Raw genomic sequence first — 26,366 nt, forward strand, 5'->3', positions numbered from 1 at the left:
TCATGACCGACATCGACTGGGACGAGCTGCGCGCCGTCGCCACCGAGGCCATGCAGCGCGCCTACGCGCCGTACTCCCGCTATCAGGTGGGGGCCGCGGCGCTGGTCAGCGATGGACGCATCGTGTCGGGCTGCAACGTCGAGAACGCCTCGTACGGCGTCGGGCTCTGCGCCGAATGCGCCCTCGTGGGCGATCTGCATATGTCCGGCGGGGGGCAGCTCGTCGCCTTCGTCTGCGTCAACAAGGACGGTGAGACGATCATGCCCTGCGGGCGGTGTCGCCAGCTGCTCAACGAGTTCGCTCTGCCGGGAATGCTGTTGGAGACCGTTTCCGGCATCCGCACGATCGATGAGGTGCTGCCGGATGCCTTCGGCCCGCGCGATCTCGAGGAGGTGTCGCGATGAGCGCGGCGCAGAGCACGGCGGATGCCGCGGTCGAACCGTTCGACGCGGTCGACGTCATCCGTACCAAGCGCGACCGCGGTGCGGTGCCCGAGGACGCCCTGCGCTGGATGATCGACGCCTACACGCGCGAGTATGTCGCCGACTCGCAGATGGCGGCCTTCGCGATGGCCGTGCTCCTCAACGGCATGAACCGCGATGAGATCCGCGTCATGACCGATGCGATGATCGCCTCGGGCGAGCGCATGAGCTTCGCCGGCCTCGGCAAGCGCACCGTCGACAAGCACTCCACCGGCGGTGTGGGTGACAAGATCACGCTGCCGCTCGCGCCGCTCGTCGCGGCGTTCGGTGTCGCGGTGCCCCAGCTGTCCGGCCGCGGCCTCGGCCACACCGGCGGCACGCTCGACAAGCTCGAGTCGATCCCCGGCTGGCGCGCCGCCCTGTCGAACGAGGAGATGTTCGCGCAGCTGCGCGACGTCGGACCGGTGATCTGTGCCGCAGGCTCCGGTCTCGCTCCCGCCGACAAGCGTCTGTACGCCCTGCGCGATGTGACCGGGACCGTCGAGGCGATCCCGCTGATCGCGTCCAGCATCATGTCGAAGAAGATCGCCGAGGGTACCGACGCGCTCGTGCTCGACGTGAAGTTCGGTTCCGGCGCGTTCATGCGCGACGTCGAGAAGGCACGTGAGCTGGCGCGCACGATGGTCGCACTCGGCACCGACTCGGGCGTGGCCACGACGGCGCTGCTGACCGACATGAACACGCCGCTCGGTCTCACCATCGGCAACGCCAACGAGGTGCGCGAGTCGGTCGAGGTGCTCGCCGGCGGCGGCCCCGCCGACATCGTCGAGCTGACCGTGGCTCTGGCCCGCGAGATGCTCGCCCTCGCCGGCCAGCCCGACACCGATGTCGAGGCGGCGCTGCGCGACGGGCGCGCCATGGACGCGTGGCGAGAGATGATCCGCGCCCAGGACGGCGATCCCGACGCGGCGTTGCCGACACCGCGTGAGACGCATACCGTGGTCGCCGCTCGCGACGGCGTGCTGACGCGGATGGAGGCGCTTCCGTTCGGCATCGCCGCGTGGCGTCTGGGCGCGGGACGGGCGCGCGCCCAGGATCCCGTCATCCACGCCGCCGGCATCGACCTGCACGTCAAGCCCGGCGCATCCATCGTCGCCGGACAGCCGTTGTTCACCCTCCTGGCGGATGATGACAAGCGCTTCGAGCGCGCCCTCGACGCCCTCGAGGGTGCCTGGGAGATCGGAACGGATGCCCCGGCATCCACTCCGCTCGTCCTCGAGCGCATCACCGCCTGACCCTTCGCTCCACCCGCACCGCCCACCAGAAGGAAGCCCCATGGCCACCGACCCCTACGCCGACCCGAAGCTCGAGGGCGTCTCCATCCGCTCGCTTCCCAAGGTCTCGCTGCACGATCACCTCGACGGCGCGCTGCGGCCGCAGACGATCATCGAGCTCGCCGACGAGATCGGCCTCGACGTCCCGTCGACGGATGCCGAGGAGCTCGCCGACTGGTTCGAGGACCAGAGCGATTCGGGTTCACTCGTCGAGTACCTGAAGACGTTCGATCTGACGACCGCCGTGATGCAGAGCGCCGACGGCCTGCGCCGCGTCGCGAAAGAGTTCGTCGAGGACCTCGCCGCCGACGGCGTGATCTACGGGGAGGTGCGCTGGGCCCCCGAGCAGCACCTGGGCGGAGGGCTCTCCCTCGAAGAAGCCGTCGAGGCCGTGCAGGAGGGCATCGAGGAGGGCGAGGACGCCGTCGACCGCTCGGGTCGCGACATCCGGGTCGGCCAGCTCATCACGGCGATGCGTCACGCCGACCGCTCGCTGGAGATCGCCCGACTCGCGGTCGCGTTCCGCGGTCGCGGTGCGGTCGGCTTCGACATCGCGGGGGCGGAGGACGGCTTCCCGCCGTCGCGTCATCGCGCCGCGTTCGACTATCTCGCCTCCGAGTTCTTCCCGGTGACGGTGCACGCGGGGGAGGCGGCGGGACTCGACTCGATCCGCTCCGCGATCCTCGACGGTCGCGCTCTCCGCCTCGGCCACGGTGTGCGCATCGCGGAGGACCTCGAGGTCGTGCAGCAGCAGGGCGACGAGGTGCTGGTGACCTTCGGCGACCTGGCGCGCTGGGTGCGCGATCGCGAGATCCCGCTCGAGCTGTCGCCCTCGTCGAACCTCCAGACCGGTGCGATCGCCGCGTGGGGCAAGAACCTCGAGGATCATCCGTTCGACCTGCTGTACCAGCTCGGCTTCGCCGTGACGGTCAACGTCGACAACCGCACGATGAGCCGCACCTCCCTCACGCGTGAGCTCGCGCTTCTGGCAGAGACGTTCGACTACCGCCTCGAAGATCTGGAGGCGTTCCAGCTGAACGCCGCCGCCGGCGCATTCCTGTCGGTGGAGGAGCGCGAAGAGCTCATCGAGCTCATCGGTGAGGGCTTCGACGCCTGACCGTCACCCCACGGCAGACCCGTCACGGGTCCCGGGCGGGCTCGGGTTCTTGTTCGGGTTCGGGGTTCGGGCGGAGCGCGGCGGAGTCCGGTGCGCGTCTCGATCACGGCCACCGTTCACAACTCCGGAGTTTCCGAGCAGGTTCGGCCCTCGGGGACACGGATCGGCCTGTCCGCTCACCGTTCTCCGGAGTTGTGAACTCGCACCGTGCGCGGCGTGGTGCGAGGGCCGCGGGCTACCGCCCGCCGGAGAACCTCGATCACCCATTCCGGACGGAAGAGGATGTCCTCGGCGAGCAGCCGCAGGGTCGTGAAGCCGAGTCCGATTGCGGCGGCATCCTGCGGCGGTCTCGCTTGTGATCCCCCCACGACCCGTGGTGCGAGAGACTGTCGCACTCGATGACAAGCCAACCGTCGACGAGGAGATCCACTCGGCCGACGCCGTCGATTCGCACCTGCAGTTCCACGTGGCATCCCAGACTGCGCAGCATGAGGCGGACGAGGGTCTCGGTACCCGCCTCCGCACGTTGGTCGAGAAGCGGCCGCAGGGATCGGTAGCGCCCGGGAAGGTGCGCGAAGACGTCAGCGAGACCGTCTTCATCCACTGCCCCGAGATGCCACGCGCTGTCGAGAGTCGCGATTGCATCCCGAGGCCGCTGGCAGCGCACCGCTGCACATAGTGCTTCGCGGACAGGTACGAGCACATCATCGGCGGCGCTGGAGGTGGGACGCCAATGTCGGACGATCTCCGTCGACGCCCCCGGTCGCGGCGTGCGGGAGGCGTCCGGAGCGAGCTGGATGTGCAACCCCGCACGCTCCCGTACGAACACGCCGAGAAGCCGCAACAGTGAGACGCAGTCCAGGCGCCCGCCCCACTGCACCGCCGCGCACACCTGCGGATCGGTGTCCCGGGGCAGATAGCGATCCCTCCGCAGGCGCAGGAGCCGTCCGTCGCGCACCGCGTCGGTGATCTCTCGGCCGGTGACTCCCGCGGCGAGCAGGTGAGCACGCCGCAGAACAGCGGTGGGGACGCCGCTGGGCAGAACGAGGCGGTCGGCAGGAGATCGGAGCATGTCCAGAACTCTGACCGCGACGCCCGTGGGGTGGGGCTCTGTGCGCCGCCTCGGTGGATGACCCGGTTCAGTCGGAGGCGGGGGAGGAGTCGTCGCCGTTCACAACTCCGGAGATGCGCTCGCGACCGTCGGCCACAGCCCTGGCTGGGGGCGGTGTACCGAGGGATCTCCGGAGTTGTGAACGGTGGAAGGGGCCCCCGGGTTCCGCGGCCGGAAGCCAGCGCGGTCCGCCGTCCCCGGGAGGCGGGGGGCGGGAGCGGGTCAGAGCTCGGACTGACGGAGGCGTACGACGGCTTCGACCGCGGCGAACAGCGGGTGGGACGGCTCGAGTCCGGTGACCGCGGCGGTGAAGGTCGCGGCATCCTCTTCGCGGAGGCGGTGCTGCATCTCGACCGACTGCTCGTCGTCGGGCTCGTCGAAATCGAGGGCGGCGCCGATCGCATCGACGAGCGCGCCGGTCGCCAGTCCGCGCTCCGCGGCAGCCGCAGCGGGTCCGACGAAACGCTCGTGGCGTGACAGCTTGCGCAGCGGCTGGCGCCCGACGCGGCCCACGGTGTCGGGAAGAGCCGGGTTGGCGAAGCGGCGCAGGATCGTCGACCGGTACTCGGCGAGCTCAGCGGCAGCCCATCCGTGCACCGCGACCAGCAGTGCGGAGGTCTCCTCGAGCGCGGCGGCCACGCGGGCCTCGATGGACGGATCGGCCAGCGCGTCCGAGATCTTCTCGACGCCGGCACGGGCACCGAAGTACGCCGTTGCGGCATGACCGGTGTTCACCGTGAAGAGCTTGCGCTCGATATACGGGGCGAGGTCGTCGACGAAGTGGGCGCCCGGAATGTGCGGCGGAGCATCGCCGAAGGGCGGACGCTCGATGGCCCATTCGAAGAACGGTTCCACGGTGACGTCGATGCCCGCGCCCTCCGGCTGCGCGGGCACGATGCGGTCGACGGCGGTGTTGGCGAACACCGCCCGGTTGCTGATCGCATCCCAGGCATCGCCGGCCTGGGCGCGGATCTCGTCGCGCAGGGTGTCGGTCGCCCCGATCGCGTTCTCGCACGCCATGACCTGCAGCGCGGGTCGCGACGGGTCGCGAAGCGCCAGGCCCGCCAGGATGTGGGGCGCGACGAAGCGCAGAATCGTCGGGCCGACCGCCGTGGTCACCACGTCGGCGGTGGCGATCTCGTCGATCAGAGCCTGCGGATCGCTGGCACTGTTGATCGCGCGGAAGCCCGTGACGACGGTGTCGGTGCCGCCGTCGCCGACTTCGTGGACGGTGTACTCCGAGGCTGCGTTGATCGCGTCGACCAAGGACGCCGCGACATCCGAGAACACCAACTCGTACCCGCCCTGGTGCAGCAGCAGTCCGACGAAGCCGCGACCGATGTTGCCGGCGCCGAAGTGGACGGCCTTCATCAGCCGTTCACCGTCGACAGCAGCGCGAAGAGCTCTTGCGCGGTGGTCGCGGCCTTCAGCCGTGCGACCTCTTCGTCCTCGGAGAACAGCAGAGCGATCTGCGACAGGATGTCGAGGTGCTCGTCACCCTTGCCGGCGATGCCGACGACGAAGCTCACCTTCTCGCCGTCCCAGTCCACGCCGCCGTCGTAGCGGACGAAGGAGAGTGCCGAGTCGAGAATCGCGTCTTTGGTCTCGTTGGTGCCGTGGGGGATCGCGAGCTCGTTGCCCATGTAGGTCGACACCGTCTGCTCGCGCTGCAGCATCGCGTCGAAGTACGCGGACGTGACCGCGCCCGCGGCTTCGAGGATGTCGGCGGCCTCCCGCATCGCCTCCTGCTTGCTCACCGTCCCCGGGTGGATGCGGACCTGGTCGATCTTCAGTACGTCGCGTGACATGTCATCCTCGTCTCTGTTCGAAGCTCGTCCCGGTCATCGTACGTCCGGGCGATCTGTGTCGGGCGGGAGCCGCGGGGACGGGGCATCACGCATCCCGTCCCCGCGGCGTCGCGGGTGGCCTGAGCTCTCAGGCCTGGTTCTTGTGCTGCTGGACCACCAGATCGACGACCTCGTCGTACTTCGGCGAGTTCATGAAGTTGTCCACCGAAACGTGCGTGGCGTTCGGTGTGCGCCCGCGCGCGCGGTCGGTGAGCTGCTGCTGGGTGATCACGAGGTCCTCGCTGCCGTCGAGGTTCGCGATCGCCTTGTTGGTGACCGAGACGTCGTCGACGCCGGCCTTCTTGATCTTGTTGCGCAGCACGCTCGCACCCATCGCGGACGAGCCCATGCCGGCGTCGCACGCGAACACGATGTTCGTCACGCGCCCGACAGGCGCCAGCGTTCCCGTCGCGACGGCATCGGCGGCGCGGTCGGCCGACAGCGACGACTGGTCGCCCTCCAGCCCGGCGTTCGCGGCGGCGCCGGCACGCAGGCCGGCGAGGGCCTCGGAGCTCTTGCCCTTGTTCGCCTCGGTCTGGGCGATCGCCGCTTCGAACGAGGCGCTGGACTCCGCCTCCGCGGCCAGATCGCGCTTACGAGATGCCCGCAGGATGACCGCGGTGATCAGGAACGTGACGGCGGCGGCGAGGATGACCGACAGGTAGACGACGAACAGGTTGCCGACGCCCGGGCCGATGGCGGCGGCCGTCACGGCGATGATGCTGCCGGGTGCCGCCGGGAAGGCGAGGCCGCCGCCCAGCAGCATGTTGGTCGTGACACCGGTCGCCCCGCCCGCGATGAGGGCGAGGATCGTCATCGGCTTGCTCAGCGCGTACGGGAAGTAGATCTCGTGGATGCCGCCGAAGAACTGGATGATGATCGCGCCCGGAGCGGAGGCGCGCGCGGCGCCCACGCCGAAGAAGGTGAACGCCAGCAGGAGACCCACACCGGGACCGGGGTTGGCCTCGATGAGGAAGAGGATCGACTTGCCGGCCTCGGTCGCCTGCTGGATGCCGAGCGGCGTGAACACGCCGTGGTTGATGGCGTTGTTGAGGAACAGCACCTTCGCCGGCTCGACGATGATCGACAGCAGCGGCAGCAGGTTGACGCTCACGAGCCAGCCGACGATGCCGCCGAGGAACGTCGAGATGCCGAGCATGATCGGACCGAAGGCGAAGAAGCCGACGATCGCGAGGATCATTCCGAGGATGCCGGCGGAGAAGTTGTTCACCAGCATCTCGAAGCCGGGCTTGATCTTGCCGTCCCAGAGCTTGTCCATCTGCTTCGTGATCCACGCGGCCAGCGGACCCATGATCATGGCTCCGAGGAACATCGGGATGTCGGTGCCGACGATGACACCCATCGTCGCGATGGTCGCGACGACGCCGCCTCGGGCGTCGTAGACCATGCGGCCGCCGGTGTTGGCGATCAGCAGCGGGAGTAGGTACGTGACCATCGGGCCGACCAAGCCCACGTAGACGGTGACATCGCCGCTCGCGAGTGCCGTCATCGCGCCGTTCCACCCGATAGTGGCTGCGTTTCCGCCGCCGCCGATGATCTCGGCGACGGGCGACCAGTGCCATCCGAAGGGGCTTTCCGCGCCGAAGAAGCCCTTCGTGATGAAGAGCATCGTGATGAAGCCCCAGGCGATGAAGGCCGCGATGTTCGGCATGATCATGCCGGAGAGGAAGGTGCCGAACCTCTGCACGCCGACGCGTGCGCGGTTCACCCCCGTCGATGTCGTGGACGCCGTTGTCATTGTCTTCCGTTCCCTTCGAATGTGCCGCGCCGTCAGCCGGCGAGGTTCTCAGCGGCGGCCTGAGCCGCCGATCGTGCGGATGCCGCGTCATCGGCGGCGAGGGCTGCCGCGGCGATGCGCTCGGCATCCTCGCGGGTGTACTGCAGAAGCGAGGCGCGCACGTCCGCGAGGGCGGTGGGGGCCATCGACAGCGTCGTCGCGCCGAGCCCGACGAGCACGACCGCCAGCAGCGGGTCGGCGGCGGCCTCGCCGCAGATGCCGACGGGCTTGCCGTTGGTCTTGCCGCCGTCGGCGGTCATCTTGATCAGCTCGAGGACCGCGGGGTGCCACGGGTCCTGGTACGACGCCACCGAGCCGAGCAGGCGGTCGGCGGCGAGCGTGTACTGCGTGAGGTCGTTCGTGCCGATGGAGGCGAAGTCCGCGATCTGCAGGATGCGCTTCGCCTGGATCGCCGACGAGGGAACCTCGACCATGACACCCGCCGTCTTGATGCCGTACTCCTTCGCGAGCGCCACGAAGTAGTCGGCCTCCTCGACGGTGGCGACCATCGGCGCCATGACCCAGAGGTCGGCATCGGTGGCGGCATCCGCGTTGGCAAGCGCCGTCAGCTGCTCGCGCAGGATGTCCTCGCTGGCGCGCAGGGCGCGCAGGCCCCGCAGGCCCAGTGCGGGGTTGTCCTCGTGCGCGTCGTTGAGGAAGGCGAGGGGCTTGTCGGCGCCGGCGTCGAGCGCGCGGACGACGACCTTCTTGCCGGGGAACGCCTTCAGCAGCTCGGTGTACGACGCGGTCTGCTCGTCGACGGTCGGAGCCTGGGTGGCGGAGAGGAAGAGGAACTCGGTGCGGAACAGGCCGACGCCCTCGGCGCCGAGCTCGACCGCCTCGGCGGCGCCGCCCGGCTTGCCGAGGTTGGCCAGCAGCGGAACCGCCGAGCCGTCCTTGAGCGCGCCCGGGGTGAGTGGAGCGGATGCCGCGGCAGCGCGGGCATCGGCGCGGTTCTGCGCCTGCGCCCGCTCGTCCTCGGTGGGATCGACGGTGACGACGCCCTTCGCGGCGTCCACGATCACGGTCTGCCCGTCGACGAGGTCCTTGGCGGCAGCGGCGCCCACGATGGCGACGATCGACTTCTCGCGCGCGAGGATCGCGGTGTGCGAGGTCGGTCCGCCGTCGGTGGTGACCAGCGCGAGCACCTGGTCGAGGTCGAGCAGCGCGGTGTCGGCGGGCGCCAGGTCCTTGGCGACGAGCACGAAGGGGTGACCCGGGTCGGGAACGCCCGGCGCGGGCAGGCCGCGCAGGCGCGCGATGACGCGCTGGGCGACGTCGTCGAGGTCGGCGGCGCGCTCACCCAGGTAGCCGCCCATCGCGGCCAGGGTGTCGCGGAAGCTCGCGAACGCCTCGTGGACGGCGTACTCACCGGTCTTGCCGGCGTTCACCCGCGTGGAGACCTCGGTGTCGAGCGTGGGGTCCTCGGCCATCATCGCCTGCGCCTCGAGCACGTCGCGGGCGAGGCCTCCGGCCTTCGAACCCCGCTCCTCCAGCTCGCGGGCGACGGCGGCGACCGCCTCGCGGACACGTGCGAGCTCCTCGTCGGGGGTGAGGGTGCTGGGGACGTCCGAGGGGGCGGGCAGGGGATCGGCCATGCGGGCGACCGGGCCCTGTGCGACGCCCAGTCCGATACCCACTCCACGCAGTTCACTCATCTTCGGGTCTCTCCTTCGGTTCAGTTCTCGTCGTGATCGGTCGTCAGCAGCTCGGCGAGCACGTCGAGCACGGCGTTCGCGTTCTCACCCTCGGCGGTGAGGGTGACGTAGTCGCCCTTCTCGGCTCCCAGTGAGATGACGCCCAGGATGCTGGCGGCGTTGACCGGTGCACCCGCGCCCTTGGAGATCGTGACCTCCAGGCCGGAGTCCTTCACGCCCTGGGCGAAGAGCTTCGCGGGTCGGGCGTGCAATCCGTTGGACGATCCGATGCGGATCGTGCGGGACACAGAGCTCATGCGGGGTTCCTCTCCGTCGAAGCGGGCATGTCGGGGTCTGCGCTCAGGGTCTCGTCGATCAGCGCGAGGGCGCGCGTACCGTGGAGATCGCTGAAGATGTCGGTCGGAAGGAGGATCACGCGTACCAGACGCGGCGCCGCTTCGCGACGGATGCGGTCCAGGCTGCCGTGCAGGTGGGGGCCCACGAGCACGACGTCTGCGGCGTCGATGTCGATCGGGAGCGACTGTTCGGTGCCGGCGACGGCACTGAGCTCACGCCCGGCCGCCTGCGCCGCGTGACGAACACGCTGCGCGACGAAAGTGCTCGACGCACCCGCGCCGCACACAACGAGGATCCTCATCGATCCGCCTCCTTCTCGGCCATTCTTGTGAAAGGGCTGGGAGGCGACAACCACACCTGTTTCCGCGGGGGCGGAAACACCCCGCGGACGGCGTGGTTGACTGGACGGTGTGAGCAGAGCGCGTCAGGACCGTGTCATCGCGCTGCTCGCGCGGGAGGGCGACTGGCTCACGGCCGCCGAACTCGCCGACATCGTCGGCGTGACCCCTCGCAGCATCCGCAGCTACGTCACCGCGCTCAATGCTCGCGTTCCCCGGGGCGTCGTCGTCGAGTCCGGTCCGCTCGGCTATCGTGCGGGCGCGGATGCGCCCGCTGCGCTGCGAGCCGGAGCGGATGCCGCGACTCCGCGGGAGCGCGTGCACCGGCTCGTGCGCCGGCTGCTGTCGGGACGGGAAGGCATCGACGTCTTCGAGACCGCCGACGATTTCCACGTCAGTCCGGCGACACTCGAAGCAGACCTGGGCCGGGTCCGCGCGCTGCTGGGCGACACGGAGCTCACGCTGGAGCGCAGCGGGTCGCGCGCGCGACTGAAAGGCACGGAGATGGCGCAGCGGCGCCTGCTGAGCCGGCTCGCGCACGACGAGACCGACGACGGCGCGTTCGACCTCGATGCCCTCCGGCGCAGTCTCGGCGCGGGATCGATCGGTGAAGCGGTCTTCGGCCCGTTCAAAGCCGATCTCGTTTCGGGTCTGCGCGAGCTCGGCTACTTCGTCAACGAGTTCGGCATCGGCGACGTGATGATGCACGTCGCCATCACCGCCGACCGCGTCGCGCACGACCGTGCGCTGGAGACGGCCGCGCTCGATGAGACGACGCCCGCTCAGGAGCAGGTCGGGGCTCTGCTCGACACGCTGTGCGAGCGGCATCTGGGGGTGCGGTTGGGCGCGGGCGACCGTCGACACCTCGCCGCCCTCGTCCTCGGCCGCGTCGTGGCGCCCGGTCCCGGTGAGGCGGCGTCGGTCACACGAGCGGGTCTGCAGCCCGAGGTCGAGGCGGCCGTGCGCGACATCGTGCACCGTGCGGCATCCGAGTTCCTCGTCGACATCGAGCACCAGGACTTCGTATTGCGCCTCGCCCTCCACGTGCAGAACCTGCGGCTGCGCGCACAGGAGCAGGCGTGGTCGCGCAACCCCCTCACCCGGTCGCTGAAGGCCACCTACCCGATGATCTTCGAGGTCGCGGTCTTCATCGCGGACGGCCTGCGCGGGCTTCTCGGCATCCCCCTGCTCGACGACGAGATCGCCTACATCGCGATGCACGTCGGCGGCCAGCTGGAGCGCAGTCGGCACGCGGGCACGGTGTTGACCGCGACGATCGTGTGCCCTGGGTACTACGAACTGCACGAACTGCTGCGCTCGAGCGTCGACCGCTCGCTCGGACAGGCGGTCGATGTGGTCGGCGTCGACACGCGGGCCGACCCCGACTGGCGGGCGATCGAGACCGATCTGATCCTCACGACGATCGACCCGCCCTTCGCCGGTGACGGCATCGTGCGCATCCAACCCTTCCTCACGGAGAGCGACATCGAGCGCGTGCAGGCGGCGGCCGGCCGCGTGCGCCGCGCGCGTCGCTTGGCGCGACTGCGGGACGAGCTCGGCCGCTACTTCTCCGCCGATGCCTTCATCGGACGCGTCTCTGCGGATGCCGATGAGGAAAGCGTCATCCGCGATCTGGGAGCTCGGCTCGTCGCGCAGGGCGTCATCGACGAGGGATACGTCGAGCGCACGCTCGAGCGCGAACGGCTGTCCTCGACCGCATTCACGGACGCGCTCGCGGTGCCGCACGCGATCGGGATGACGGCGACGCGCACGGCGATCGCCGTGGGCATCGCCGACCCGTCCATGGCCTGGGGTGAGGGCCGCGTGCAGGTGATCGCAATGGTGGCCTTCTCCGAGAGCGATCGCGAAGCGTTCCAGACGGTGTTCGAGCAGTTGGTCGAGGTTTTCAGCGAACGCGACAGCGTGCAGCGGATCGTCCGCCGCGGCACGTCGTTCGGGCCCTTCCTGGACGAACTGGTGGCCGTCGTCGACGGTTGAGGCGCGCCCACGCCGCGTCGCCCGTCGTCGACGCTCAGCGCAGGCGAGCCTGAAGGCCCCGCTTCACCGTCGGCCACTCGTGCGGGAGGATCGAGTAGATCACGGTGTCGCGCAGGGTGCCGTCGGGACCCACTCGATGATTGCGCAGCACGCCGTCCTGCTTCGCGCCGAGGCGCTCGATCGCGGCCCGCGATTGACGGTTGTGCCAGTGCGTGCACAACTGCACGGCGATCACGTGGCACGCCTCGAACGCGTGCTGCAGGAGCAGGAGCTTGGCGGCCGTGTTCACGCCGGTGCGCTGCACTGTCGGCGACAACCAGGTGTAGCCGATCTCCACCCGCGGACTGTCGAGATCGATGGTGCAGAACGTCGTCATCCCCACCGCCACGCCGTCGACCACCACCGCGAACGGGTTCATGCGTCCGCTGTCGCGTTCGGCGAGCCGGTGGGTGATGTCCGCGCTCGCGTCTGTGGGAACGGAGGTGTACCAGGCGTATTCCAGCCCCTCGCGGGCACGCTGGAGCTCGGCCGCGTGATCGGCCCGCAGCGGTTCGAGTCGGACACGCTCGTTCTCGAGGACGACAGGCTCGGTCAGCAGCACGCGCTGAACCTCCCCGGGTCGACCCACCGCCGCACTCACCCCTGCGCCGCGGCGATCAGCGCCCGCGTGCCGGAATCCAGAGCGGCGAGCCGCTCCTGTGCATCGTCCGCCGATGCGCCGCGCACATCCAGGTAGGCCTTCAGCTTGGGCTCGGTGCCGCTCGGGCGTACGATCAGGCGCGACCCGTCCTCCAGCCACAGCCGCAGCACGTCGCTGGCCGGCACGCCGCCTGTGCCCGTCAGCAGGTCGTCGATGCCGGTCACCGCGACATCGCCCACCCGAGCAGGCGGAGCCTGGCGAAGCGCCGACATGATGCGCCCGATCATCGACAGATCGTCGACGCGCAGCGACACCTGACCCGACGCGAAGAAGCCGAACGTCTCCGGGAAGCTCCGCAACAGATCCGCGAGGCTCTCGCCGCGCTCGCGGGCCTCGGCGATCATGCCGAGAATCGCCACCGCGGCGGAGATGCCGTCTTTGTCGCGTACCGTCTCGGGGTTGACCAGGTATCCGAGGGCCTCTTCGAAACCGTAGAGGATGCCGGGCGCGCGCGAGATCCACTTGAAGCCCGTCAGCGTCGCGTGGAAGTCGAGACCGTAGTGCTCCGCGACGCTCTGCAGGCCGGGGGACGACACCAGCGAGCAGGCCAGCGATCCCGTCTCACCCCGTTCGACGGCGCGGGCGGCGGCACGCCACCCGAGCAGCAGCCCGATCTCGTTCCCGGTCAGGCGGCGCCAGCCCCCGGGCGCGGTCTCGTCGGGCAGGGCGACGGCCAGGCGATCGGCATCGGGATCGTTGGCGATCACGAACTCGGCGTCGACGGCGCGAGCCGTCTCGAACGCGAGGTCCATGGCCCCCGGCTCCTCCGGATTGGGGAAGGCGACGGTCGGAAAGCGCCCGTCGGGCGCGATCTGCGCCTCCACGACGGTGGGTCGGGGATAGCCCGCGAGCTCGAGGATCGCGTGCAGGGTCTCGGAACCGACACCGTGCATGGCCGTGTACACCCAGTTCATGCCGGCCGCACCCGCGGTGGCGGGGGCGACGGCCGCGGTGGCGGCGACGTAGGCGGTGATGACGGACTCGTCCGCGACCTCGTACTCGGCGCGAGCCAGGTCGGGGACCGCCGAGGTCGCCGCGATCCGGTCGATGTGTGCCGCGATCTCGGCGTCGGCGGGGGAGACGATCTGTGAGCCGTGGTCGGCGCCGCCGAGGTACACCTTGTAGCCGTTGTCGTCCGGCGGGTTGTGCGACGCCGTCACCATGACGCCCGCGGCGGCGCCGAGGTGGCGCACCGCGAAGGCCAGCACCGGAGTGGGGAGCATCCGCGGAAGCAGCACCGCCCGCAGGCCGGCCCCCGCGAACAGTTCCGCCGAGTCGCGGGCGAACACGTCCGAATTGCGACGCCCGTCGTAGCCGATGACCACGAGTGGTGTCGTTCCCGGCGCCGCCTTCCCACGCAGGTAGGCGGCGAATCCCGCGGCGGCCTGAGACACGAGCACCCGGTTCATGCGGTTGCTGCCCGCGCCCAGCCGTCCTCGCAGTCCCGCCGTGCCGAACTGCAGGCGGGAACCGAAACGATCGGCGAGGTCGGCGGATGCCGCCTCGTCGCCGCTGGCCGCGGCATCCACGATGGCACTCAGCTCCGCGCGGGTGACCTCGTCGGGATCCTGCGCGAGCCAGGCGCGCGCCGCGTCGAGCACGGTCGTCCCCGCGGCATCCGCGCCGCTCACAGCTGCCCGATCACGCGAGCCAGCAGCGCGGAGATCACGGGCTCGGCGGCCTGGCCGGCCTCGATGACCTCGGCGTGGCTGAGCGGGGTCTTCTGGATGCCGGCGGCGAGGTTGGTGATGAGGGAGAAGCCCAACACCTCCATCCCGGCCTGACGCGCGGCGATCGCCTCGAGCGCCGTCGACATGCCGACGATGTGGCCGCCGATCGTCTTGGCCATCTGCACCTCCGCGGGGGTCTCGTAGTGCGGGCCGCGGAACTGGCAGTACACGCCTTCGTCGAGGGTCGGATCGACCGTGCGGGCGAGCTCTCGCAGGCGCGACGAATACAGATCGGTGAGGTCGATGAACGTCGCCCCCTCCAGCGGCGAGTCGGCTGTCAGGTTGATGTGGTCGCTGATGAGCACGGGCGTCCCGGGCGTCCACGTCTCCTTGATGCCGCCGGCTCCGTTGGTGAGCACCATCGTCGTCGCTCCGGTCGCGGCGGCCGTGCGGACGCTGTGGACGACCCGGCGGACGCCGTGTCCCTCGTAGTAGTGCGTGCGGGCGCCGATCACGAGCACGCGCTTTCCCTCGGGGGTGACGATGCTGCGGATCGATCCGACATGGCCGGCCAGTGCGGGCGCGCTGAAGCCGGTGACATCGGTCGCGGGAATCGTCGCGGTCGTCTCGCCGACGAGGTCGGCCGCCTTGCCCCAACCGCTGCCGAGCGTGAGCGCGATGTCGTGCCGTTCGACGCCGGTGAGGCGTGCGATGTCGCCGGCGGCGCGCGCGGCCACCTCGAACGGGTCGGCAGAAGGGTCGTCGAGCGGGTTGGTGTTCATGTCGGACATGTTCCCACTCTAGGAACCGCGGCTCCGGCGGGCCACTCGCCTCGTGCGCCGATCGCCGTCATCGCAGCGGCACGGGACGACGCCGGGGGCCTGAGAGAATGGAGCAATGTCCTCGAGCTTCGTCAACACCCAGTCGGTCGCCGTCCTCGGGGGCGGTCCCGGTGGGTACGAGGCGGCGCTCGCCGCCGCGCAGCTCGGTGCGGACGTCACCCTCGTCGAGCGCGCGGGGGTGGGCGGGGCGGCCGTCATCACCGACGTCGTCCCCTCCAAGAGCCTCATCGCCACCGCCGACGCCGCTGTCGCGATCTCGGAGGCCTCCGACCTCGGCGTGCAGTTCTTCGCAAAGGGGGAGAGCGGCGTCGCGCTCAAGCCCGAGGTCGCGATCAACCTCGCCGCCGTCAACAAGCGCCTGCTCTCGCTGGCTCGGCAGCAGTCCGATGACATGCGCGCGCAGCTGGTCGATGCCGGGGTGCGCATCATCTCGGGGCACGGGCGTCTGGACGGCCATCACGCGATCGTCGTGGCCACCGGCCCCGGCGGCACCGATTTCGATCGTGTCGAGGCCGACACCCTGGTCGTCGCCGTCGGCGCGTCGCCGCGCGAGCTTCCCACCGCGCGCCCGGACGGAGAGCGGATCCTCACGTGGACGCAGCTGTACGACATGAAGGCGCTTCCCGAGCACCTCATCGTCGTGGGCTCCGGGGTCACCGGTGCCGAGTTCGCCTCCGCCTACATGAACCTGGGGGCGAAGGTCACGCTGATCTCCAGTCGCGACCAGGTGCTGCCGGGTGAGGACGCCGACGCCGCCGCGGTTCTCGAGAAGGTCTTCACCCGCGGCGGAATGACGGTGCTGTCCACATCCCGTGCCGACGCGGTCGAACGCACCGCCGACGGCGTGGTCGTCTCGCTCTCCGACGGTCGCACCGTCGAAGGCAGCCACTGCCTGCTCGCCGTCGGCTCGATCCCGAACACCGCCGGCATCGGCCTCGAGGATGCCGGGGTGCAGCTGACGCCGTCCGGTCACATCCGCGTCAACCGTGTCGCGCGCACATCGGTGCCGAACATCTACGCGGCCGGCGACTGCACGACATTCGTTCCCTTGGCCTCGGTGGCCTCGATGCAGGGACGCACCGCGATCTTCCACGCGCTCGGCGACACCGTCATCCCGCTGGAGCGTCGCCGTATCACCGCGAACATCTTCACGGCGCCCGAGATCGCGACCGTCGGTCGTCAGGAGAAGGACCTCGAGACGGGGGCCATCAACGGCTACGTCTACAAGCTGCCGCTGGCGGCGAACGCCCGCGCGAAGATGATGGGCATCACCGACGGGTTCGTCAAGATCATCGCGCGCGAAGGCAGCGGCACCGTCATCGGCGGCGTCATCGTGGCCCCGCGGGCCTCCGAGCTCATCTACCCGATCGCCATCGCCGTCGAGCGGCGGCTGACGGTCGATCAGGTCTCGCGCGTGTTCGCCGTCTTCCCCTCGCTCAGCGCGTCGATCACGGACGCGACCCGCGCCATGCACCTCGTCAACCGCGACGACGACTTCTTCGGCTGAGCGGCGCTAGCGCTGCAGCTGCGCGGTCCAGACGCCCTCGCCGTCCGACGAGGTGGCCGTCACGGTGAACGACGTGAGGTTCTGCATCGCGGTGGGAATGGCGATGGGGGTGCGGAGCGCACCGCCCTGGCAGACGATGTCCTGCTGCGTTCCGACGGTCGAGCTTCCCGCAACGTAGGTGAGCGCGAACTCGGCGCGGGCGGCGCCGATGCAGCGCAGTTCCACCGCGCGGAATGCTGTCGCAGGGGAGAACTGGAGGGTCACGCCGCCCGCAGCCGCGGCCGTGATCGGGCCGGATGCGGCGGTGTCCGACGCCGCGCCGACGATCGAGGTCGACCATGCGCTCCACGCGGCGCGGTCGGCATCCGACGGACCGGTGCTGCAGCCGGCGAGGGCGAGGGCGACCAGACAGGCCGCTCCCGCCGCGCGGATCGGACGTGAGCGGGCCGGGCGCATGATCAGGAGATCGTGAGCAGCTGGTGGCCCGCGGACACGGTGGTGCCGGGGTCGGCGTTGATCGCGCCCACGACACCGTCCTTGTGCGCCGGGATCGGCTGCTCCATCTTCATGGCCTCCAGGACGACCACCAGATCGCCCTTGACGACCGACTGCCCTTCTTCGACCGCGACCTTGACGACCGTCGCCTGCATCGGAGACGTGACAGCGTCGCCGGACGCACCGCTGACCGAGGAGGCCGTGTGGGAGCGGCGCGAGGGCGGCGCCACGACCGGGCGACCGATCTTGGCCGGGGCCAGGGCGATGCGGTCCGGCAGGCTCACCTCGAGGCGCTTGCCCGACACCTCGACGACCACCGTGTGGCGCGGCTCCGCCTCGGCCGGGGCCTCGGCCTCGCCGTCCCACGGCGCGATGTCGTTGACGAACTCGGTCTCGATCCAGCGCGTGAAGACGCCGAAGTGGCCATCCTCCGCCGTGAACGCGGGGTCGCGCACGACCTTGCGGTGGAAGGGCAGGACGGTGGGCATGCCTGCGACCTCGAACTCGTCGAGTGCGCGCCGCGAGCGCTCCAGGGCCTCGGCACGATCACGTCCGGTGACGATGAGCTTGCCCAGCAGCGAGTCGAACGCGCCGGAGACGCTGTCGCCGGCGGTGACGCCGGAGTCCAGACGGATGCCGGGGCCGCCGAACGTCTTGAACTGGTGGATGCGCCCGGGCTGGGGGAGGAAGCCGCGACCCGGGTCTTCGCCGTTGATGCGGAACTCGATCGAGTGGCCGAGAGGCTCGGGGTCGTCGTAGTCGAGGGTGCCCCCCTCGGCCAGGCGGAACTGCTCGCGCACCAGGTCGATGCCCGTGACCTCCTCGGAGACGGGGTGCTCAACCTGCAGCCGCGTGTTCACCTCGAGGAAGGAGATGGTGCCATCGGCGCCGATGAGGAACTCGCACGTGCCCGCCCCGACGTAGCCGACCTCGCGGAGGATCGCCTTCGACGACGCGTAGAGCGTCTCCTTCTGCGCCGGGGTCAGGAACGGCGCCGGCGCCTCTTCGACGAGCTTCTGGTGGCGTCGCTGCAGTGAGCAGTCGCGCGTCGAGACGACGACGACGTTGCCCTCGGCATCCGCGAGGCACTGCGTCTCGACGTGGCGCGGCTTGTCGAGGTACTTCTCCACGAAGCACTCGCCGCGGCCGAAGGCGGCCACCGCCTCGCGAGTGGCCGATTCGAACATCTCGGCGACCTCGCCGAGTTCGCGGGCCACCTTGAGACCGCGTCCGCCGCCGCCGTAGGCGGCCTTGATGGCGATCGGCAGACCGACCTGCTCGGCGAAGGCGACGACCTCATCGGCGCCCGCGACCGGCCCGGGCGTCCCGGGAGCGAGCGGAGCTCCCACCTTCTCGGCGACGTGGCGGGCCGTGACCTTGTCACCGAGAGCTTCGATCGCCTCGGGCGACGGGCCGATCCAGATCATGCCGGCCGCGGTGACGGCGCGGGCGAACTCCGCGTTCTCCGCGAGGAAGCCGTAGCCGGGGTGCACCGCATCGGCGCCGGAGCGCCGGGCGACCGAGAGGATCTTCTCGATCGACAGGTACGTGTCGGCGCTGGTGGCGCCCTCGAGCGCGTACGCCTCGTCGGCGAGCTTGGCGTGCATGGCGTCGCGGTCCTGGTCGGCGTAGACCGCGACCGACGCCTTCCCCGAGTCGCGAGCGGCGCGGATCACTCGGACCGCGATCTCTCCCCGGTTCGCGACGAGCACTTTTGTGATCTGCGGGCGCGGGGACGTCAGGTCCAGTGAGCGTGGCATGGATGCCAGCCTACCCACGCAAGAGCGTGCTCCTTTGGATCACCCGCACAAGATCGTCGGCGATTCGTGTGCGAGAGCCTACGAAGTCGCGTCCTCCTTCTGCGTGCCGTCGCGGTGGGAGGGGGACGACGTCCACAGATCGGTCCAGACGACGCCGAGCGCCTTGCACAGTCGGCGCACCGTCGACAGGGACATGCCGACCACGGTCGACGGGTCGCCGTCGACGCGCTCGATGAACGGCCCGCCCAGGCTGTCGACCGTGAAGGCTCCGGCCACCTGCAACGGTTCGCCGGTTGCGACGTAGGCGGCGATCTCGGCATCCGAGACGTCGGAGACGAAGGTGACGGCGGCGGCGGCGACGGCGTGCTCCTCTCGCGGCGGCATCCCGGGCCGGACGCGGATGACGCTGTGGCCCGAGTGCAGCACACCCGTCCGGCCGCGCATCTGCTCCCACCGTGCCGTGGCGACCTCGGGCCGCAGCGGCTTGCCGAGCACGTCGCCGTCGATCTCGAACATCGAGTCGCCGCCCACGACGACGCCGTCGAAGTCGGGGATGTCGTTCACGAGGGATGCCGCGACGTCGGCGGCCTTGCGTCGCGCGAGCAGCAGGACGTGCTCGTCGGGAGGCAGGATGCGTGCCTCGCGTTCCTGGATCTCGTCGATGACCGCCTCCTCGTCGACGTCGGGCGCCCGCAGCAGCGGCTCGATGCCGGCCTGGCGCATGAGCATGAGTCGGGCGGGGGAGGTGGAGGCGAGGCACACGCGCATGCCGTCCAGCGTACGTTCCGTCGCGGACGAGGTCGGGGATCCGTGACAGCATCGAAGGATGCAACCCGGAGACCTCCTCGATCTCGACATCACCGACGTGGCCCATGGTGGCGTGTTCATCGCGCGGCACGAAGGGCGGGTCGTCTTCGTCTCCGACGCGATTCCGGGCGAGCGCGTCCGGGTGCGGTTGACCGAGACCGCGAAGTCCTCGTTCTGGCGCGGCGCCGTCGTCGAGGTCCTCGACGCCTCGCCGCATCGACGCCCGCACATCTGGGCGGCCGCCGACGTCCGCATCGACCCCGATCGCCGACCCGGGGGGGCCGACTTCGGCCACATCGAGCTGGGGCACCAGCGCGAGCTGAAACTCCAGGTGCTGCGCGCCGCCCTCGGACGCTTCGGCGGTCTCGAGCAGCCGTCGGCGACGATCAGCGGCGCGCGCGCTCTCCTGTCGGATCGAGGAGAGGTCATCGCCGAGGAGTCCGCCGACGCGACCGGGTGGCGCACCCGCGTCAGCCTCCACGTCGACGGCGACGGTCGGGTGGGCCCGTACGCGGCACGCAGCCACCGGGTGATCGAGGTGGACGAGCTCCCGCTCGCGACGGCCGAGATCCAGCGCGCGGCGCGCACGCTGTCGGCACCCCCGGGGCGGATCGATCTGGTGCAGCCCGCCGACGGGCGGGTGCGCATCGTGCCGCGCCCCGACGCAGCCGCCGCCGGGCGGGCCGGATCGGGTCGTCGTGGCGGCGGCCCGCGGCGCGGCGCGCCGCAACGCGCGGGCGTGGATGCCGCGGCGCACGAGATCATCACCGAACAGGTCGACGGGCGCTCCTTCCAGCTGGATGCCGGGGGGTTCTGGCAGGTGCACCGCCTCGCCGCACACTCCCTGACCGGCGCCGTCGTCGATGCGCTCACGGCCGCCGGCGGCGTCGATCCCGAGGCGCAGCACCTCGACCTCTACGGCGGGGTGGGGCTGTTCGCCGCGACGATCGGCACGCTCGGCGGCCCCGCCACGCGCGTCACCACGGTCGAGTCCGATCCGCGCGCGACCGAGCACGCCGGGGAGAATCTCGCCGCGTGGGTGGGAGCGCGCGCGGAGACCTCTCGCGCCGATCGTTTCCTCGCGCGCCTGCACGCTCAGGCGGGCGCCGTCGAGCGCGGGCGCCTCGGTCGCGGGGTCACTCTGCTCGATCCGCCGCGGGCGGGGGCAGGGCGTGAGGTCGTCGACGCGGTTGCGGCGCTCGCCCCGGCATCCATCGTCTATGTGGCGTGCGATCCGGTGGCTCTCGCTCGCGACATCGGCGCGTTCCGTGAGCGCGGCTATGGCGTTCGCCGCATCGAAGCGTTCGACCTCTTCCCGCACTCTCATCACGTGGAAGCCGTGGCGCTGCTGCAGCGCGAGCCGTGACGCGGCAAGCGCACGAACCTCACTCCTTCGTCGGATGTGGGCGTTCTCGCGTCGTCGTTAGGCTGACGTCATGACCCGCGTCGCCCTCATCGATGACCACGAGTCCGTGCGCCTCGGGCTCGAGGCGGCGTGCGCGCGAGCCGTGACCAAGCAGGTCGTCTTCTCAGGCAGCAGCGTGCGCGCCTATCTGGAGTGGCGTCAGCGGTCGGGGGCGGCGCCGGTCGACATCGTGGTGCTCGACCTCACCCTCGGCGACGGCACCACGGTCACCGAGAACGTCAGCAGCATCGTCGCCGACGGCTCGCCGGTGCTCATCCACAGTGTCGCCGATCGCCCCGCCGCCGTCCGCGAGGCTCTGGCGGCCGGAGCGGCCGGTGTGATCAGCAAGGCCTCGCGCATCGACGACGTCATCGCCGCCATCCGCACGGTGGCGCGCGGCGAAGCCCTGGACAACGTCGAATGGGCCAGTGCCGTCGACGGCGACCGCGCTTTCGCCGATGCACAGCTGTCCAACCGCGAGCGCGACGTCCTGCGACTGTATGCCGCCGGCCTGCCGTTGAAGGCGGTCGCCGACCGGCTCGGCATCGCCTATTCCACGGCGAAGGAGAACATCACGCGCGTGCGCACGAAGTACGTCGAGGTCGGTCGTCCCGCCCCCACGAAGGTCGATCTGCTCCGCCGTGCGATGGAGGACGGTCTCATGCCCGGCCACGCCGGAGCGACCCGCGGTGACGACTGAGCCCCTGCCGATCGCCGTCGACCCGGCGGTTCGCCGTCCCCTGGGCGACATCGCCGCGGGTGCGGAGCGGTTCACGCAGGCGCGGGTCGAGCGGATCATCCGCACGGTCGTCGCCCTGGGGTGCGCGGTGCTGGGCACGCAGGCCTTCCTCAACGCGCTGGGCTCGCGCCAGGAGGCGCCACCGACGCATCTGCCGCTTCTGCTGGCCGTCTTCATCCCGCTCGCGATGATGGTCGCGGCATCCGTCGCCGGGGTCGGTGTTCGCACCGCGGCAGGAATCTTCGCCGTCGTCTTCCCGATCGTCCTGCTGTGCTGGCCGCTCGTCACCCACGCACGCGCGGATGCCGCGGACGGCGCCCCCTGGATCTGGTACCTGCTGAACGTGGGCACCTCTGCGGCCGTGCTGGCCTTCGGACTTCCCCTGCAGATCGCGTGGGCGGCGGTCATCCCGATCCTGTACGCGATCGCCCGGCTGACCCAACTCGGTGGCGCCCCCGCGGACGTCGTCGATGTCGTGCGCGATGCGGTGTTCGCCGCGATCCTCGCGGCGGTGGTGATCACCCTGGGGCGTCTGCTGCGGGGTGTGGCGGTCGGCATCGATCAGGCGCGCAGCGAGGCCGTCGCCTCCTACGCCGTCGCCGCCGCCCACAATGCCGCCGAGACCGAGCGGGTCGCCGTCGCCGCGCTCATGCACGACAGCGTGCTGGCGGCGCTGATCGCGGCCGAGCGGGCGCACACCCCGCGGGAGGAGGCGCTGGCGGCCGCGATGGCGAGAGAGGCCTTGACGCGGTTGGCAAACACCGACCAGGACGCGGGCGAGGGGCCCGACGAGCCGGTCGCCGTGGCGGCGATTGCGGCCGCCCTTCGCCGGGTGGTGGCCGATCTCGATGCGGACGCGCCCGTCGCCGCCGACATCGCCGCGGCCGCTCCGCTCGTTCCGGGGCGCGTCGCGCGAGCCGTCGTGCTGGCCGCCACGCAGGCCGTCTCCAACGCCATCGTCCATGCGCACGGAGAAGGCCTGCGCGTGGCTCTGCGAGCCGACGGCCAGCGCCTGCGCGTGCAGGTGGCCGATCGCGGTCCCGGCTTCGATCCGGCGAGCATCCCCGATGATCGCCTGGGAATTCGTGGGTCCATCGTGGCGCGCATGGCGGCCGTCGGCGGCCGCGCGCGCGTGCGCACGGCGGCGGACGGGACTCACGTCGTCCTGGACTGGGAGTTCTCGCGATGAACTTCCGTGTGCACGCCACCCTGTCGGCGCTGGCGATCGCCTTCACGACGTATCTCGCGATCGGCGGTCTCGTCTGGACGGTCGCGCCGCAGATGCCGCTCGTTCTGGTGTGCGCGGTGGCGCTGTATCTGGCGACGACGTGGATCTGCGTGTTCTGGAATTCGGGTGCTCTGCCCACGCGGCGCGATCCCATCACCGGCGACCTCGGGCGCAGCTCGGTCCTGCCCGCCTGGGCTGCGGTGCTCGCGCTCGCCGCCGCGGTGCTGGTGCCCAACGCGACGTGGCTCGCCGTCCAGGCCGACGCGCGTAGCGCGGATGTCGGGACCTGGAGCCTGGGTGCGATCGGTGCGCTCCTGACGATCGTGATGGTGCGCCGCCGCCCGTGGATCGCGTGGAGCGGGGTCGTCGTCCTCGCGGCCGAAGCGGCGTTCTGGATCGGTCCGGCCGCAGCCCTGGCGCTCGGCGTGGTCGGCGCGGTGCTGTGGGTGGGGGTTGCGCAGCTGCTGACGTGGCTCGTCGATCGCGCTGCCCGCGATACCGCGGAGCTCACCGCTCTGCAGCGGGCGGCCTCGGAATGGCTCGCGAGTCAAGAGGGGATGCGGCGCGAACGTCGCACGCAGGTGCAGCGTGCCCTCGCGCTGGCCGGGCCGGTGCTCACGCGCACGATCGAGGCTGCGGGGCGTCTGAGCGAGGATGAACGTCGCGCGGCACGCATCGCCGAAGAAGCGTTGCGCGACGAGCTGCGCGGCTCTGCCCTGCTCGACGCGGAGGTGCGAGCGGCGCTCGCAGCGGCGCGGGAACGGGGGACGACGGTGTCGGTGCTGGACGAAGGAGGCCTCGACGGCCTGTCGCCGGCGGAGCGAGCGGCGGTGCGATCGCGTCTGGCGGCGGTGCTGGCCGAGGCCGACTCCGACCGTGTCTACGTGCGTGCCGCGACCCACGAGGACGTGGCCGTCACGGTCGTCGGTCGCTCGGCCGCGGATGACGGCGAAGACGAGGTCGACCTGTGGAGCGAGATTCCCCGGCGGCCCTGAGCCCTGACGCGGCCCTGAATGGCCCTGACGCGGCCCTGAATGCACCCGGCCGGTGGTTCCGGCGACGCCGCGAGCCGCAGAACGCCACGAGGACGTGACGAAGAGAACGCGAGGAAGAGGAGGCGAGGGGCGGCGAAGCCGCCCGCCCCTCGCCATGCGAGTGGTTACCCGAAAACCGACTCGCGAAGGGTCGTTCCGCTCATGAAGCGGGCCGACCGAACGCAGAAGCGTTCCAGCGATATCGATTCTTCCCGGTGGAGAAAGCTGTGTCTGTAGGTATTTTGGGGGACAAGCGATCGGAGGCGGATTCAGCCCGCGAACCGTCCCCAGGCGACGTCGCGCCGCAGGGGCGCACGCAGGCCGCGCGCCGAGACCTCCCAGGCCGACCGCAACGGCGCATCCTCGACGACGGCGTCCGCAGCCTCGCGCTCGTAGGCCTCGGTCACCACGGCGATCACGGCGGCGAGCTCTTCCGCGGTGGGGTTTCCGCGACGGATGTCGATGTGCACGGCATCCGCACCGGCCATATCCGCGTCCGACGCGGGCATCGCGGGCGTGCTCATAGCGGGATGTTACCGTGCTTCTTCGGGGGCAGGCTGGCCCGCTTCCCGCGCAGCGACCGCAGCGCCTTCGCGACGGCCACGCGGGTCTGCGCGGGCTCGATGATCCCGTCCAGCTCGCCGCGCTCGGCTGCCAGGAAGGGCGACGCGACGTTGTAGGTGTACTCGTTCGCGAGGCGCTGACGAACGGCGGCCACGTCTTCGCCGGCTTCCTCCGCCTTGCGGATCTCGCCGCGGTAGAGGATGTTGACGGCACCCTGTCCGCCCATCACGGCGATCTCCGCCGTCGGCCAGGCGAGGTTGACGTCGGCGCCCAGCTGCTTGGAGCCCATGACGATGTAGGCGCCGCCGTACGCCTTGCGCAGGATCACGGTGACCAACGGCACGGTCGCCTCGGCGTAGGCGTACAGCAGCTTCGCACCGCGGCGGATCACGCCGGTCCACTCCTGGTCGGTGCCGGGAAGGTAGCCGGGCACGTCGACGAGGGTCAGGATCGGGATGGAGAACGCGTCGCAGAAGCGCACGAAGCGACTGGCCTTCTCGCCGGCTTCGATGTTGAGGGTGCCGGCCATCTGCGACGGCTGGTTCGCGATGATGCCGACCGTGCGGCCCTCGACGCGGCCGAGGCCGATGACGATGTTCGGCGCGAACAGCGGCTGCACCTCGAGGAAGTCGCCGCCGTCGACGATGTGCGAGATCACCTGGTGGATGTCGTACGGCTGGTTGGGGGAGTCGGGGACGACCGCGTTGAGGGTGCGGTCGGCGTCGGTGGTCTCCCACTCGAAGCCGTTCTCGTAGACCGGGATCTCCGCCATGTTGTTGTCGGGCAGGAAGCCCACCATCGAGCGGACGTAGTCGATCGCGTCGTCCTCGTCCTCGGCGAGGTAGTGCGCGACTCCGGAGCGCGTGTTGTGGGTGTACGCGCCGCCGAGCTCCTCCATGCCGACGTCCTCGCCGGTGACCGTCTTGATGACGTCGGGACCGGTGACGAACATCTGACTGGTCTTGTCGACCATGACCACGAAGTCGGTGAGGGCGGGGGAGTACACGGCGCCGCCGGCGGCGGGCCCCATGATGATCGAGATCTGCGGGATCACACCGGAGGCGGCGGTGTTGAGGCGGAAGATCTCGCCGTACTTGCCGAGAGCGACCACGCCCTCCTGGATGCGGGCGCCACCGGAGTCGAGGATGCCGATGATCGGCATGCCGCCGCGCAGGGCGTACTCCATGATCTTGATGATCTTGTCGCCCGCGACCTCGCCCAGCGATCCGCCGAAGGTGGTGAAGTCCTGCGCGTAGACGGCGATCGTGCGGCCGTGGATGGTCCCCACGCCCGTCACGACCGAGTCGCCGTACGGACGCGACCGGTCCATTCCGAAGGCGGTCGTGCGGTGACGCACGTATTCGTCGAACTCCACGAAGGTGCCGGGGTCCACGAGCAGCTCGATGCGCTCGCGGGCGGTCATCTTGCCCTTCGCGTGCTGCTTCTCCTGGGCGCGCACCTCCGCGTCGAGGACCGCCTCCTGATAGCGGGCCCGCAGGTCGGCGATCTTGCCGGCGGTGGTGGACAGGTCGGGCTGCGGGGACGTCACTGGCTGCACGGAAGGCTCTGACTGCTGAGGCACGCCTTCCACCCTAGCGACCGGGTCCACGACTCTGTTGGGGGACGCTCACAACGAGACGGGGATTCGGTTGTGGG

At 70.5% G+C, this 26,366-nt stretch carries 23 protein-coding genes; 9 read left to right on the top strand and 14 right to left on the bottom strand.

Translation table 11 applies throughout. The features are described 5' to 3' along the window. Window positions 1-2: 2 nt before the first annotated feature. The 3 genes from CEP17_RS13225 to CEP17_RS13235 are packed head-to-tail and all read left to right on the top strand — an operon-like array spanning window position 3 to window position 2,873. On the top strand, window positions 3-404 hold the full coding sequence (locus CEP17_RS13225) for a cytidine deaminase (RefSeq protein WP_036315842.1): 402 nt from the start codon (window positions 3-5) through the stop codon (window positions 402-404). Then, window positions 401-1,717 (top strand): thymidine phosphorylase, encoded by a 1,317-nt coding sequence (locus tag CEP17_RS13230; protein ID WP_112932566.1) that lies wholly within the window; start codon window positions 401-403, stop codon window positions 1,715-1,717. Before CEP17_RS13225 ends, CEP17_RS13230 begins: the two co-directional genes overlap by 4 nt. Window positions 1,718-1,757: 40 nt before the next feature. Beyond that, on the top strand, window positions 1,758-2,873 hold the full coding sequence (locus CEP17_RS13235) for an adenosine deaminase (protein ID WP_112932567.1): 1,116 nt from the start codon (window positions 1,758-1,760) through the stop codon (window positions 2,871-2,873). Between the two features lie 1,333 nt (window positions 2,874-4,206). On the opposite strand, the gene CEP17_RS13245 is transcribed toward CEP17_RS13235, so the two are convergent. The 6 genes from CEP17_RS13245 to CEP17_RS13270 all read right to left on the bottom strand — a co-directional run bounded on the left by CEP17_RS13245 (window position 4,207) and on the right by CEP17_RS13270 (window position 9,924). Continuing rightward, complete coding sequence (locus CEP17_RS13245) at window positions 4,207-5,355, bottom strand: mannitol-1-phosphate 5-dehydrogenase (RefSeq protein WP_112932568.1); 1,149 nt, start codon at window positions 5,353-5,355, stop codon at window positions 4,207-4,209. Beyond that, on the bottom strand, window positions 5,355-5,792 hold the full coding sequence (locus CEP17_RS13250) for a PTS sugar transporter subunit IIA (RefSeq protein ID WP_036315826.1): 438 nt from the start codon (window positions 5,790-5,792) through the stop codon (window positions 5,355-5,357). Before CEP17_RS13250 ends, CEP17_RS13245 begins: the two co-directional genes overlap by 1 nt. 127 nt (window positions 5,793-5,919) lie before the next feature. Continuing rightward, window positions 5,920-7,590 (bottom strand): PTS mannitol transporter subunit IICB, encoded by a 1,671-nt coding sequence (locus CEP17_RS13255; protein WP_112932569.1) that lies wholly within the window; start codon window positions 7,588-7,590, stop codon window positions 5,920-5,922. 32 nt (window positions 7,591-7,622) lie between these two features. Next, window positions 7,623-9,287, bottom strand: a complete 1,665-nt coding sequence (gene ptsP / locus CEP17_RS13260) for a phosphoenolpyruvate--protein phosphotransferase (protein ID WP_082013714.1) — start codon at window positions 9,285-9,287, stop codon at window positions 7,623-7,625. Between the two features lie 20 nt (window positions 9,288-9,307). Next, window positions 9,308-9,583, bottom strand: a complete 276-nt coding sequence (locus CEP17_RS13265) for an HPr family phosphocarrier protein (protein WP_036315814.1) — start codon at window positions 9,581-9,583, stop codon at window positions 9,308-9,310. After that, on the bottom strand, window positions 9,580-9,924 hold the full coding sequence (locus CEP17_RS13270; RefSeq protein ID WP_036315812.1) for a PTS sugar transporter: 345 nt from the start codon (window positions 9,922-9,924) through the stop codon (window positions 9,580-9,582). The genes CEP17_RS13265 and CEP17_RS13270 overlap by 4 nt, the downstream gene beginning before the upstream one ends. A gap of 109 nt (window positions 9,925-10,033) precedes the next feature. Between CEP17_RS13270 and CEP17_RS13275 the strand changes: the two genes are divergently transcribed. Further along, window positions 10,034-11,959 (top strand): PTS sugar transporter subunit IIA, encoded by a 1,926-nt coding sequence (locus CEP17_RS13275; protein WP_112932570.1) that lies wholly within the window; start codon window positions 10,034-10,036, stop codon window positions 11,957-11,959. 34 nt (window positions 11,960-11,993) lie between these two features. Here the strand turns inward: CEP17_RS13275 and CEP17_RS13280 are convergent, their stop codons facing one another. Genes CEP17_RS13280 through CEP17_RS13290 form a run of 3 tightly spaced genes read right to left on the bottom strand, consistent with a single transcriptional unit; the run spans window position 11,994 to window position 15,120 of the window. Continuing rightward, window positions 11,994-12,560, bottom strand: coding sequence for a GNAT family protein (locus tag CEP17_RS13280; RefSeq protein ID WP_112932571.1), 567 nt, complete (start codon window positions 12,558-12,560; stop codon window positions 11,994-11,996). A gap of 35 nt (window positions 12,561-12,595) precedes the next feature. Continuing rightward, window positions 12,596-14,290, bottom strand: a complete 1,695-nt coding sequence (locus tag CEP17_RS13285) for a phospho-sugar mutase (protein ID WP_112932572.1) — start codon at window positions 14,288-14,290, stop codon at window positions 12,596-12,598. Further along, on the bottom strand, window positions 14,287-15,120 hold the full coding sequence (locus tag CEP17_RS13290) for a purine-nucleoside phosphorylase (protein ID WP_036284458.1): 834 nt from the start codon (window positions 15,118-15,120) through the stop codon (window positions 14,287-14,289). Before CEP17_RS13290 ends, CEP17_RS13285 begins: the two co-directional genes overlap by 4 nt. 106 nt (window positions 15,121-15,226) lie before the next feature. On the opposite strand from CEP17_RS13290, the gene CEP17_RS13295 reads away from it, so the two are divergent. Continuing rightward, window positions 15,227-16,678: an NAD(P)H-quinone dehydrogenase gene (locus tag CEP17_RS13295; RefSeq protein WP_112932573.1), complete on the top strand. Its 1,452-nt coding sequence runs from the start codon at window positions 15,227-15,229 to the stop codon at window positions 16,676-16,678. Window positions 16,679-16,684: 6 nt separating this feature from the next. On the opposite strand, the gene CEP17_RS13300 is transcribed toward CEP17_RS13295, so the two are convergent. The 3 genes from CEP17_RS13300 to CEP17_RS13310 all read right to left on the bottom strand — a co-directional run bounded on the left by CEP17_RS13300 (window position 16,685) and on the right by CEP17_RS13310 (window position 19,701). Further along, a complete protein-coding gene (locus tag CEP17_RS13300; RefSeq protein ID WP_112932574.1) occupies window positions 16,685-17,134 on the bottom strand; it encodes a hypothetical protein in 450 nt (149 codons plus the stop codon). 2 nt (window positions 17,135-17,136) lie between these two features. Then, a complete protein-coding gene (locus CEP17_RS13305) occupies window positions 17,137-18,933 on the bottom strand; it encodes a biotin carboxylase N-terminal domain-containing protein (RefSeq protein ID WP_112932575.1) in 1,797 nt (598 codons plus the stop codon). A 78-nt stretch (window positions 18,934-19,011) separates the two neighbouring features. Then, window positions 19,012-19,701, bottom strand: coding sequence for a Maf family protein (locus CEP17_RS13310; RefSeq protein ID WP_112932576.1), 690 nt, complete (start codon window positions 19,699-19,701; stop codon window positions 19,012-19,014). 58 nt (window positions 19,702-19,759) lie between these two features. Here CEP17_RS13310 and CEP17_RS13315 point away from each other — a divergent pair, with 58 nt between their 5' ends. The 4 genes from CEP17_RS13315 (at window position 19,760) to CEP17_RS13330 (ending at window position 24,107) form a co-directional block, all read left to right on the top strand. Next, window positions 19,760-21,106: a TRAM domain-containing protein gene (locus tag CEP17_RS13315; protein WP_112932577.1), complete on the top strand. Its 1,347-nt coding sequence runs from the start codon at window positions 19,760-19,762 to the stop codon at window positions 21,104-21,106. A gap of 70 nt (window positions 21,107-21,176) precedes the next feature. Then, complete coding sequence (locus tag CEP17_RS13320) at window positions 21,177-21,845, top strand: response regulator transcription factor (protein ID WP_112932578.1); 669 nt, start codon at window positions 21,177-21,179, stop codon at window positions 21,843-21,845. Then, window positions 21,835-23,073 (top strand): ATP-binding protein, encoded by a 1,239-nt coding sequence (locus CEP17_RS13325; protein WP_112932579.1) that lies wholly within the window; start codon window positions 21,835-21,837, stop codon window positions 23,071-23,073. Before CEP17_RS13320 ends, CEP17_RS13325 begins: the two co-directional genes overlap by 11 nt. Then, on the top strand, window positions 23,070-24,107 hold the full coding sequence (locus CEP17_RS13330; protein ID WP_112932580.1) for a hypothetical protein: 1,038 nt from the start codon (window positions 23,070-23,072) through the stop codon (window positions 24,105-24,107). The genes CEP17_RS13325 and CEP17_RS13330 overlap by 4 nt, the downstream gene beginning before the upstream one ends. A gap of 308 nt (window positions 24,108-24,415) precedes the next feature. Here CEP17_RS13330 and CEP17_RS13335 read toward each other — a convergent pair whose 3' ends face one another. After that, window positions 24,416-24,655, bottom strand: coding sequence for an acyl-CoA carboxylase subunit epsilon (locus tag CEP17_RS13335; RefSeq protein WP_036318355.1), 240 nt, complete (start codon window positions 24,653-24,655; stop codon window positions 24,416-24,418). Between the two features lie 11 nt (window positions 24,656-24,666). Then, window positions 24,667-26,268 (bottom strand): acyl-CoA carboxylase subunit beta, encoded by a 1,602-nt coding sequence (locus CEP17_RS13340; RefSeq protein ID WP_112932581.1) that lies wholly within the window; start codon window positions 26,266-26,268, stop codon window positions 24,667-24,669. Window positions 26,269-26,366: the final 98 nt, after the last annotated feature.

Origin of the sequence: Microbacterium sp. PM5, assembly GCF_003293595.1 — a bacterium.
Classification (GTDB): domain Bacteria; phylum Actinomycetota; class Actinomycetes; order Actinomycetales; family Microbacteriaceae; genus Microbacterium.

Bases quoted from the DNA above. Each gene is read 5' to 3' on its own strand.
- CEP17_RS13230 (WP_112932566.1), top strand. From the start codon at position 401: ATGAGCGCGGCGCAGAGCACGGCGGATGCCGCGGTCGAACCGTTCGAC.
- CEP17_RS13330 (WP_112932580.1), top strand. From the start codon at position 23,070: ATGAACTTCCGTGTGCACGCCACCCTGTCGGCGCTGGCGATCGCCTTC.
- CEP17_RS13290 (WP_036284458.1), bottom strand. From the start codon at position 15,120: ATGTCCGACATGAACACCAACCCGCTCGACGACCCTTCTGCCGACCCG.
- CEP17_RS13250 (WP_036315826.1), bottom strand. From the start codon at position 5,792: ATGTCACGCGACGTACTGAAGATCGACCAGGTCCGCATCCACCCGGGG.
- CEP17_RS13295 (WP_112932573.1), top strand. From the start codon at position 15,227: ATGTCCTCGAGCTTCGTCAACACCCAGTCGGTCGCCGTCCTCGGGGGC.
- CEP17_RS13270 (WP_036315812.1), bottom strand. From the start codon at position 9,924: ATGAGGATCCTCGTTGTGTGCGGCGCGGGTGCGTCGAGCACTTTCGTC.
- CEP17_RS13245 (WP_112932568.1), bottom strand. From the start codon at position 5,355: ATGAAGGCCGTCCACTTCGGCGCCGGCAACATCGGTCGCGGCTTCGTC.
- CEP17_RS13335 (WP_036318355.1), bottom strand. From the start codon at position 24,655: ATGCCCGCGTCGGACGCGGATATGGCCGGTGCGGATGCCGTGCACATC.
- CEP17_RS13315 (WP_112932577.1), top strand. From the start codon at position 19,760: ATGCAACCCGGAGACCTCCTCGATCTCGACATCACCGACGTGGCCCAT.
- CEP17_RS13265 (WP_036315814.1), bottom strand. From the start codon at position 9,583: ATGAGCTCTGTGTCCCGCACGATCCGCATCGGATCGTCCAACGGATTG.
- CEP17_RS13320 (WP_112932578.1), top strand. From the start codon at position 21,177: ATGACCCGCGTCGCCCTCATCGATGACCACGAGTCCGTGCGCCTCGGG.
- ptsP (WP_082013714.1), bottom strand. From the start codon at position 9,287: ATGAGTGAACTGCGTGGAGTGGGTATCGGACTGGGCGTCGCACAGGGC.
- CEP17_RS13225 (WP_036315842.1), top strand. From the start codon at position 3: ATGACCGACATCGACTGGGACGAGCTGCGCGCCGTCGCCACCGAGGCC.
- CEP17_RS13310 (WP_112932576.1), bottom strand. From the start codon at position 19,701: ATGCGCGTGTGCCTCGCCTCCACCTCCCCCGCCCGACTCATGCTCATG.
- CEP17_RS13300 (WP_112932574.1), bottom strand. From the start codon at position 17,134: ATGCGCCCGGCCCGCTCACGTCCGATCCGCGCGGCGGGAGCGGCCTGT.
- CEP17_RS13235 (WP_112932567.1), top strand. From the start codon at position 1,758: ATGGCCACCGACCCCTACGCCGACCCGAAGCTCGAGGGCGTCTCCATC.
- CEP17_RS13255 (WP_112932569.1), bottom strand. From the start codon at position 7,590: ATGACAACGGCGTCCACGACATCGACGGGGGTGAACCGCGCACGCGTC.
- CEP17_RS13305 (WP_112932575.1), bottom strand. From the start codon at position 18,933: ATGCCACGCTCACTGGACCTGACGTCCCCGCGCCCGCAGATCACAAAA.